Below are 9809 nucleotides of genomic sequence, written 5' to 3' on the forward strand. Positions count from 1 at the left end.
GTCTGGCCGTATTCATCTACGGCATGAACCTGATGAGCGAGGGTCTGCAAAAGGCAGCCGGTGAGAAAATGAAGAAAGTGCTTGGCATTCTAACCAAGAATCCGATTGTCGGCATGCTGGCGGGCGCACTGGTTACAGCAGTTTTACAGAGCAGCTCGGCGACGACTGTTATGGCAATCGGCTTTGTCAGTGCGGGACTGATGACTCTGCCACAAGCAATTTCTGTTATTTTTGGTGCCAACATCGGTACAACGATGACCGCTCAGATCATTGCATTTAAAATTGATGACTTTATCTGGCCGATTGTCTTCATCGGCTTTGTACTCTACTTCTTCCCGAAAAAGGAATCCATTAAGAATATCGGTCAGTCTGTTTTTGCGTTTGGCCTGTTGTTCGTTGGCATCACGACGATGAGCAATGTCATGAAGCCGCTTGCGGACAGCCCGGTATTCCTGAGTATGATTGAACAGGTTGCACATATCCCGATTCTTGGTGTCTGTGTCGGTGCGCTGATGACGCTGGTTGTGCAGTCCAGTTCCGCGACAATTGCTGTGCTGCAAAACTTTGCGTCCCAGCCCATGGCGGATGGTGTAACCAGTATCCTTGGCCTGACCGGAGCGATCCCGATTCTGTTGGGTGATAATATCGGTACAACCATCACTGCACTGCTGGCATCTGTCGGCCAACCTAAAAATGCGTACAGCTGCGGCACATTGTGTCTTTAATGTTACAGGTACGTTTGTATTCATGTGGTTTGTCCCGTTGTATGCAAAGTTTATCCAGTTTATCTCGCCGAAGGGTCCGGAAATTGAGGTCATTTCACGCCAGATTGCAAACGCACATACTTTCTTTAATATAACCAATACGATTATCTGGCTGCCGCTTATTCCACTTATGGTTAAGATCGTTATGAAGCTGATCCCGGATGGCAAGCAGCAGGCCGCAGAGCAGCCGTTGTATCAGACACGGTTTCTGGATACCAATGTCCTGAAGCAGCCGGAGGCTGCCATACGCCTTGCCATGCTTGAGCTGACCCGCATCACCGAGTATGTCACCGAAATGGCGGGTCATGCAAAGAAGGCATTCCTGCGCGGAGATACCGATGCAATCGGTGCCGTGGACAGCCTTGAGGATGTGGTAGATATTTTGCAGGACAGCATCACGAATTATCTGTCCAGCCTGTGTAAGACAGGTAAGCTGACGCAGGGACAGTCGCAGCGTGTCGCGGGAATGATCCGCGCTGCCAGCGATATTGAACGCATCGGCGACCAGTACACCAGCATCACCAATTTCGCAAAGCTCAAGCGCGAGAAGGAGTATACCTTTACGGAGGAGGCAATGGGCGAGCTGGAGGAAGGTTTTAATCATGTACAGGAAATGCTGCGCCTGACGATCCGCACACTGCATGACAGTGATCTCGAAACTGCCCGGCAGGTTGTCCACCAGCAGGAGAGCGTTGAAGATCTGGAGCGTCGCCTGAGCCGCAAGCATATGGAACGCCTGAACCTCGGCTCGTGCTCTCCGGAAAATACCGTTGCGTTTACTGATGTTCTGCATGATTTGGAGTGCATTGGCGAATACTGCTCGGATATCGCGGAAATGCTGTTGAATGAGAAGGACAGTGTGATTAAAATGGAAAAAATCGATCAGAGAATGAACGAAGCATAAGAATAAACACATGGACAGCCGTCGGACAGAGCAAGAAGTTTCTGTGCCTGACGGCTGTTTTGCATCGCCAGAATGTTACGGTAAAAAGGTTTTTAAGAAAAACATCAAATTTTCTGAAAGTTTTTGTTGACATCGCGTGCTCAGGGTGGTATTATATACAGGCACTCAACGAGAGCGACACGAAAAACCGAAGAATTTGTTGAGATTACTGGCCGGGAGGCAAAAAAGTGCTTGACAAAGTGGTTTGAATGTGTTAAACTAAATGAGTTGCCGCTGAGAGATCGGCGAAACAATCGAATCAAGTTTGAAAAAAGAAATGAAAAAAGTTCTTGACAAACCTCTGGTGAGATGATATAATAAATAAGCTGCTACGCTGAAAGGCGAACAGCGGAAAGCATTGTACCTTGTAAATTAAACAACGCAAGTTTGAACGAATTACAAACCTGAAATTCTTTTGAAGTTTATACTCAGAAGACCACCGGAAGCTGTAACTCCGGTATAAAAAACAACAGCAAGCCAGCTTAAAGCTGAAATTTGATTATAACGGGCTTTGCTCGTGATAATACAATTTTTAGAGAGTTTGATCCTGGCTCAGGATGAACGCTGGCGGCGTGCCTAACACATGCAAGTCGAACGGAGCACTGAGACTTCGGTTTTTGTGCTTAGTGGCGGACGGGTGAGTAACGCGTGAGCAATCTGCCTTTCAGAGGGGGATAACGACTGGAAACGGTCGCTAATACCGCATAACGTATTTTGCAGGCATCTGCGAGATACCAAAGGAGCAATCCACTGAAAGATGAGCTCGCGTCTGATTAGATAGTTGGTGAGGTAACGGCCCACCAAGTCGACGATCAGTAGCCGGACTGAGAGGTTGAACGGCCACATTGGGACTGAGACACGGCCCAGACTCCTACGGGAGGCAGCAGTGGGGAATATTGCGCAATGGGGGAAACCCTGACGCAGCAACGCCGCGTGATCGAAGAAGGTCTTCGGATTGTAAAGATCTTTTATCAGGGACGAAGAAAGTGACGGTACCTGATGAATAAGCTCCGGCTAACTACGTGCCAGCAGCCGCGGTAATACGTAGGGAGCGAGCGTTATCCGGATTTACTGGGTGTAAAGGGCGAGTAGGCGGGCTGGTAAGTTGGAAGTGAAATGTCGGGGCTTAACCCCGCTTTCAAAACTGCTGGTCTTGAGTGATGGAGAGGCAGGCGGAATTCCTAGTGTAGCGGTGAAATGCGTAGATATTAGGAGGAACACCAGTGGCGAAGGCGGCCTGCTGGACATTAACTGACGCTGAGGAGCGAAAGCGTGGGGAGCAAACAGGATTAGATACCCTGGTAGTCCACGCCGTAAACGATGGATACTAGGTGTGGGAGGTATTGACCCCTTCCGTGCCGCAGTTAACACAATAAGTATCCCACCTGGGGAGTACGACCGCAAGGTTGAAACTCAAAGGAATTGACGGGGGCCCGCACAAGCAGTGGAGTATGTGGTTTAATTCGAAGCAACGCGAAGAACCTTACCTGGTCTTGACATCCCGGTGACCGGCATAGAGATATGCCTTTCCCTTCGGGGACAGCGGTGACAGGTGGTGCATGGTTGTCGTCAGCTCGTGTCGTGAGATGTTGGGTTAAGTCCCGCAACGAGCGCAACCCTTATTGTTAGTTGATACATTTAGTTGATCACTCTAGCGAGACTGCCGTTGACAAAACGGAGGAAGGTGGGGACGACGTCAAATCATCATGCCCCTTATGACCAGGGCTACACACGTACTACAATGGCAGACATACAGAGGGAAGCAAAGCTGTGAGGCAGAGCAAATCCCTAAAAGCTGTCCCAGTTCAGATTGCAGGCTGCAACCCGCCTGCATGAAGTCGGAATTGCTAGTAATCGCGGATCAGCATGCCGCGGTGAATACGTTCCCGGGCCTTGTACACACCGCCCGTCACACCATGAGAGCCGGTAATGCCCGAAGTCCGTAGTCTAACCGCAAGGAGGACGCGGCCGAAGGCAGGACTGGTAATTAGGGTGAAGTCGTAACAAGGTAGCCGTATCGGAAGGTGCGGCTGGATCACCTCCTTTCTAAGGAGACCATGAAGCTTGAAACAGAGCTTTGTAAATTCCTAGGTCAATTCAGGAATGAGTCATTCAAACGAACGTTGTTTAATTTAGAGGGCATAATGCCTTCTACTCTGCACCTTGAAAACTGAACAGCGAGAAAACGACAAAGCAACAATAGGAAATTAAAATTGTTATTCTGGGAAATTGCGAAAAGCAAACTGAAATAAAAGGTTTTAACGATCCAATTGTGGCGAAAGTACGAAAGTACTACTACAAATTAGCTATAACAAAAGATAACCGAGATTACTCACAATCTTAAGTTACTAAAATAATTCCTGATCTGACCGGATCAGGTCTTACAGCTGGTCAAGCTGTAAAGGGCGCAAGGGGAATGCCTTGGCACCAGGAGCCGATGAAGGACGTGACAAGCTGCGATAAGCTTGGGGGAGCTGCAAATAAGCATTGATCCCAAGATTTCCGAATGGGGAAACCCGCATGAGAGAAGCTCATGCAGCTCATACTGAATCAAATAGGTATGAGTGGGGAACCGCCTGAACTGAAACATCTAAGTAGGGCGAGGAAGAGACATCAACAGAGATTCCGCTAGTAGTGGCGAGCGAACGCGGAAGAGGCCAAACCTGAGGTAGCAATATCTCAGGGGTTCGGACTGCAATATGTAGTGTGAAAGATAGCTGAACGCTTTGGGAAGAGCGGCGAAACAGGGTGACAGCCCCGTAAGCGACATCGGAAGCACGCTAGCAGTATCCAGAGTACCACAGGACACGAGGAACCCTGTGGGAAGACGGGTGGACCATCATCCAAGCCTAAATACTACCTGGTGACCGATAGCGAAGCAGTACCGTGAGGGAAAGGTGAAAAGGACCCCGGGAGGGGAGTGAAAGAGAACCTGAAACCTTGTGCCTACAAGCACCGAGAGCACGTTCATGTGTGATCGGGTACTTTTTGTAGAACGGTCCGGCGAGTTAATGTATGTAGCAAGGTTAAGTGACTGGAGTCACGGAGCCGCAGCGAGAGCGAGTCTGAACAGGGCGAATTAGTTACATGTATTAGACCCGAAACCGGGTGACCTATCCATGAGCAGGCTGAAGTTGCGGTAAGACGCAATGGAGGGCCGCACCCACGTCCGTTGAAAAGGCCGGGGATGACTTGTGGATAGCGGAGAAATTCTAATCGAACTCGGATATAGCTGGTTCTCCCCGAAATAGCTTTAGGGCTAGCGTTATGATAGATTACCGGAGGTAGAGCACTGAATGGGCTAGGGGCCGCGAGGTTACTGAACCCTATCAAACTTCGAATGCCGGATAATTGGTTCATGGCAGTCAGACCATGTGAGATAAGTCGCATGGTCAAAAGGGAAACAGCCCAGATCCGCAGCTAAGGTCCCAAATGAATACTAAGTGGAAAATGATGTGAAATTGCTAAGACAACCAGGATGTTGGCTTAGAAGCAGCCACTCATTCAAAGAGTGCGTAATAGCTCACTGGTCGAGTGATTTTGCGCAGAAAATTTAACGGGGCTAAGTATTCAACCGAAGCTCGGGCAATGTTTGAAACATTGGGTAGGGGAGCGTCGTATGCGGGGTGAAGCGTGATCGGAAGGACACGTGGACTTCATACGAGTGAGAATGCCGGAATAAGTAGCGAGAATTATGTGAGAATCATAATGGCCGAAAATCTAAGGTTTCTTGGGGAAGGTTCGTCCGCCCAAGGTTAGTCGGGAGCTAAGGCGAGGCCTAACGGCGTAGTCGATGCACATACGGTTGATATTCCGTAACCACCGAAGATGTTAAGCTGAGGGACACTTTCATTAAGTCTGACCCGGGCGATGGTTGCCCCGGGCGTAAGGGACCGAAATATAGTAGGGAAGCAGATGGCGTGAGAGGCGAGAAAAGCTCAGTGTATTGTCCAGGTGCCCGTACCGCAAACCGACACAGGTAGATGGGATGAGTATTCTAAGGCCAACGGGAGAATGGTTGTTAAGGAACTCGGCAAATTGGCCCCGTAACTTCGGAATAAGGGGCGCCTCTGAGAAGAGGCCGCAGTGAAAAGGCCCAAGCGACTGTTTAGCAAAAACACAGCTCTCTGCTAAATCGAAAGATGACGTATAGGGGGTGACGCCTGCCCGGTGCTGGAAGGTTAAGAGGAGATGTTAGAGCAATCGAAGCATTGAATTTAAGCCCCAGTAAACGGCGGCCGTAACTATAACGGTCCTAAGGTAGCGAAATTCCTTGTCAGGTAAGTTCTGACCCGCACGAATGGCGTAACGATTTGGGCACTGTCTCAACAGCCAGCCCGGCGAAATTGTAGTACCGGTGAAGATGCCGGTTTCCCGCAACTAGACGGAAAGACCCCATGGAGCTTCACTGTAGCTTGATATTGGATTTCGATATTTCATGTACAGGATAGGTGGGAGGCTTGGAAGCAAGTGCGCCAGCATTTGTGGAGCCAACCTTGGGATACCACTCTTGGAATATTGGAATTCTAACCTGCGGCCATGAATCTGGTCGGGGGACACTGTCAGGTGGGCAGTTTGACTGGGGCGGTCGCCTCCTAAAGAGTAACGGAGGCGCTCAAAGGTTCGTTCAGCACGGATGGAAATCGTGCAGTGAGTGTAAACGCAAAAACGAGCCTGACTGCGAGACTGACGGGTCGAGCAGGAACGAAAGTTGGAGTTAGTGATCCGGCGGTATGTGAATGGAAATGCCGTCGCTCAACGGATAAAAGCTACCCTGGGGATAACAGGCTGATCTCCCCCAAGAGTCCACATCGACGGGGAGGTTTGGCACCTCGATGTCGGCTCATCGCATCCTGGGGCTGAATTCGGTCCCAAGGGTTTGGCTGTTCGCCAATTAAAGCGGTACGCGAGCTGGGTTCAGAACGTCGTGAGACAGTTCGGTCCCTATCTGTTGCGGGCGTAGGAAATTTGAACGGAGCTGTCCTTAGTACGAGAGGACCGGGATGGACATACCTCTGGTGCACCAGTTGTTCTGCCAAGGGCATAGCTGGGTAGCTAAGTATGGACGAGATAAACGCTGAAGGCATCTAAGCGTGAAACTCCCCGTAAGATAAGATTTCCCATTCTTCGGAAGTAAGACCCCACGTAGACGATGTGGTTGATAGGTCAGGAGTGGAAGTACAGTAATGTATGCAGCGGACTGATACTAATAGGTCGAGGGCTTGACCTGAATTATGATTTGGGTAAACTCGGAAAAAGCTTCTGTCACGAGTATTGCTGTTCAGTTTTGAGGGCGCAGATAATGCAAAACTCACGAGAAAAAGTTGACGAAATGCACCATTAGCTCAGATGGTAGAGCAACTGACTCTTAATCAGTGGGTCCTGGGTTCGAGTCCCCGATGGTGTACCACTTCTTTCTGGACACCGATAAATACGGTGTGTGGAAATGGCCCGTTGGTCAAGCGGCTAAGACGACGGCCTCTCACGCCGTAAACGGGAGTTCGATTCTCCCACGGGTCACCAATTTTTTCTTGACATAACGCAGATAATGTGTTATAGTAACAAAGGTCTTTTCTGAAAAGAAAAGGTAGTAGGTGTTTTTTGTGATGAGGGTACACCCGTTCCCATTCCGAACACGGTAGTTAAGCTCATTTACGCCGACAATACTTGGCTGGCGACGGCCTGGGAAGATAGGTCGATGCCTACACAAAAGCGATCTGAGAAATCAGATCGCTTCGATATTCCTCAATAGCTCAGTTGGTAGAGCATGCGGCTGTTAACCGCAGGGTCGTTGGTTCGAGTCCAACTTGAGGAGCCATTAAGATTGTTCGCCGTCATATAATAGAGTTATGTGACGGCGAAAATCATATACAGACCATTTTGATTATGGGCCTTTAGCTCAGTTGGTTAGAGCAACCGGCTCATAACCGGTCGGTCCCGGGTTCGAGTCCCCGAAGGCCCACCACTTATTTTTCTTTTATTGCAAAAGGGAAAGAGAGCAAAAGGAAGCGGTTGGCTGCAAAACTCGGCTTGCTTATACAGGGGTATAGCTCAGCTGGTAGAGCAGCGGTCTCCAAAACCGCGTGCCGAGGGTTCGATCCCTTCTGCCCCTGCCATTTTGGCCCAGTAGTTCAGTTGGTTAGAACGCTAGCCTGTCACGCTAGAGGTCGACGGTTCGAGCCCGTTCTGGGTCGCCAATGCTGCTATAGCTCAGTCGGTAGAGCGCATCCTTGGTAAGGATGAGGTCAGCAGTTCAAATCTGCTTAGCAGCTCCATTAAGAGCCTGATTTCGTACGAAATCAGGCTCTTTTCGTAACTTTTGGAGCAATTTGAATTGGAAAAAATGTTGATTTCAAACATTTTCAAACAAAGTAGGTTTGCAAGAATACTTGCAAGTTCATTTTGAACTTAATAACTGTGACATTTGAAGAAGCGGTTCAATAATTTCAGGAGAACTCTTTAGCAGCTGTATGAGCTGTTCCATGGATTCAGTCATGGGCGGCTCGTCAACTGCTTTTTCTTTTGCTTCAGTATGGAGAGGGGAGAAAACTGGTCATTCATTTTCTTTGCCAGGCGCTTGCGGTCATCGTTCATGATATGTGAGTATACATCCGTGACCATATTCGCCTGTGCGTGCCCTGTATCGCCCTGTACAGCCTTGATATCGCCTCCGCTGATTTTCAGCTTCATACTCGTGCTGTGGCGCAGAGAGTGAAATACGACAGGCTTCAGATTATGCTCTGTAATCAGTGCCTTGAACTTTTGGCAAATCTGATGCTCTTCAAAAGGTCTGCCGTTGGGCTGCGCGATTACGATATTGTAATCCTGATATTCAGGGCCAAGGTCAGACTTCATCATTTCCTGCAACATGAAAGAAAGGGCCGAACGAAATAAATATATATATTCAAGTTTGAAATTTTACAAAATTGGCGAATATAAGAAGTATAAAACGATAAAAAGTTGCATTATCGCTGTATCGAGGGCATAATCCTATATTCGCAGATAATGCCCAGCGACTACACTGATTCGATTGTGTCCCAAAGCCTGTGAGGCTTTCTTCATGGCAGTCCGGTCAAATTTTTCACCTTTCCGATCTCCGCGACAATAGTAAATTTCATGCCGTTCCAGGTGTTCCAGAGGACGTACATACTGTTTATAAATTTGTGTGGCATACTCTGCACGGTAACTGTGAACATCGGCAGCAGAGGGGATAGACGGAAACACCTTGTTTTTACCGGCATCACGGCATAGCTTGCAGACAAGCTCTATGTCGCCGATAACAGGCGCATAGCGTTCCCGGCCGCCTTTACTGCCGCTGGTGACATGGATGTAATAGGTACCGGATGGATCTTGATAAAGCGCAGTACCACGGAGCACTTTTAACTCCCCACGGCGGAGGCCGGTGGAGCGGCAGAATGCAACGAAGTCAGCATGTTTCTGTTCGCTGAAATGCCGGTCACGGGAAACCTCGTTCCTGCTCCGTTTAATATCCTTCCGGCAGCGGCTGGCAGTATTTATGTCAAGTTCTCCGGTGCGATATCCGTACAGTTTTGCCAGAGCACTGACTTCCAGCTTTTGTGTATATGGAGATAATGATTTACGCGTTTTCATCCATTCCTGCATATACGGATGACATTCTTCTAGGGTTTTACATCCATGTGTTTTGCTGCACCATTTCACAAAATAGCAGCAGTGCTTTAAGTAACTGCGATAGGTCTCCCAACTGTAAATATATTTATAAGTGATGTCAGCAGCCTTATGTGCGTTCTTTTTTCGTCCGATAGCAAGACGATCGTTTAATGTCATCTCGACTTGTCTGACGAGGGAACCTTTTTTGTTTTGATTGCAATGACCAATGATTGATTCCTTTCTCCAAGAGGGCATAGTATGCCCATATGGTGTAGCTCGATATGATCGTTCTGAACTAGATGTGTATAAGAGACAGGTTTGATCCTGGCTCAGGATGAACGCTGGCGGCGTGCCTAACACATGCAAGTCGAACGGAGCACTGAGACTTCGGTTTTTGTGCTTAGTGGCGGAAGATGTGTATAAGAGACAGGTACCGACGCGCTCGCCCATCGGTGTCATGCTCATCTCCGCAC

General features: G+C 48.8%; 4 protein-coding genes, 7 tRNA genes and 3 rRNA genes. 12 read left to right on the forward strand and 2 right to left on the reverse strand.

Features of this window, described 5'->3' with window-relative positions; all coding sequences use genetic code 11:
- The 12 genes from CBW42_RS15110 to CBW42_RS14200 form a co-directional block, all read left to right on the forward strand.
- Window positions 1–725 (forward strand): Na/Pi cotransporter family protein (locus tag CBW42_RS15110; RefSeq protein WP_242969901.1); only part of this gene is annotated, 725 nt, incomplete at its 5' end.
- 37 nt (window positions 726–762) lie between these two features.
- Complete coding sequence (locus CBW42_RS15115) at window positions 763–1668, forward strand: Na/Pi cotransporter family protein (RefSeq protein WP_242969902.1); 906 nt, start codon at window positions 763–765, stop codon at window positions 1666–1668.
- 568 nt (window positions 1669–2236) lie between these two features.
- Window positions 2237–3753 (forward strand): 16S ribosomal RNA (locus tag CBW42_RS14155).
- Between the two features lie 343 nt (window positions 3754–4096).
- A 23S ribosomal RNA gene (locus CBW42_RS14160) occupies window positions 4097–6937 on the forward strand.
- 104 nt (window positions 6938–7041) lie between these two features.
- Window positions 7042–7117 (forward strand) — tRNA-Lys (locus CBW42_RS14165).
- A 38-nt stretch (window positions 7118–7155) separates the two neighbouring features.
- Window positions 7156–7230, forward strand: a tRNA-Glu gene (locus CBW42_RS14170).
- Between the two features lie 67 nt (window positions 7231–7297).
- Window positions 7298–7414, forward strand: a 5S ribosomal RNA gene (gene rrf / locus CBW42_RS14175).
- The 16S, 23S and 5S rRNA genes sit together here with 7 tRNA genes alongside, the layout of an rRNA operon.
- 35 nt (window positions 7415–7449) lie before the next feature.
- Window positions 7450–7525: transfer RNA gene (locus tag CBW42_RS14180), tRNA-Asn, on the forward strand.
- A gap of 70 nt (window positions 7526–7595) precedes the next feature.
- A tRNA-Ile gene (locus CBW42_RS14185) sits at window positions 7596–7672 on the forward strand.
- A gap of 75 nt (window positions 7673–7747) precedes the next feature.
- A tRNA-Trp gene (locus CBW42_RS14190) sits at window positions 7748–7823 on the forward strand.
- A gap of 4 nt (window positions 7824–7827) precedes the next feature.
- A tRNA-Asp gene (locus CBW42_RS14195) sits at window positions 7828–7904 on the forward strand.
- Window positions 7905–7906: 2 nt separating this feature from the next.
- A tRNA-Thr gene (locus CBW42_RS14200) sits at window positions 7907–7982 on the forward strand.
- Between the two features lie 217 nt (window positions 7983–8199).
- On the opposite strand, the gene CBW42_RS14205 is transcribed toward CBW42_RS14200, so the two are convergent.
- Together CBW42_RS14205 and CBW42_RS14210 are read right to left on the reverse strand one after the other, a co-directional pair.
- Entirely contained in the window at window positions 8200–8577 is a 378-nt protein-coding gene (locus CBW42_RS14205; RefSeq protein ID WP_087022789.1) for a tyrosine-type recombinase/integrase, read from the reverse strand.
- A 120-nt stretch (window positions 8578–8697) separates the two neighbouring features.
- A partial coding sequence (locus CBW42_RS14210) for a hypothetical protein (protein ID WP_205703651.1) occupies window positions 8698–9809 on the reverse strand: 1112 nt, incomplete at its 5' end.

The sequence above is a fragment of the Butyricicoccus porcorum genome, assembly GCF_002157465.1.
GTDB lineage: Bacteria > Bacillota > Clostridia > Oscillospirales > Butyricicoccaceae > Butyricicoccus_A > Butyricicoccus_A porcorum.

Excerpts from the sequence above, each read along its gene's own strand:
- CBW42_RS14205 (WP_087022789.1), bottom strand. The coding sequence starts at position 8,577 with ATGTTGCAGGAAATGATGAAGTCTGACCTTGGCCCTGAATATCAGGAT.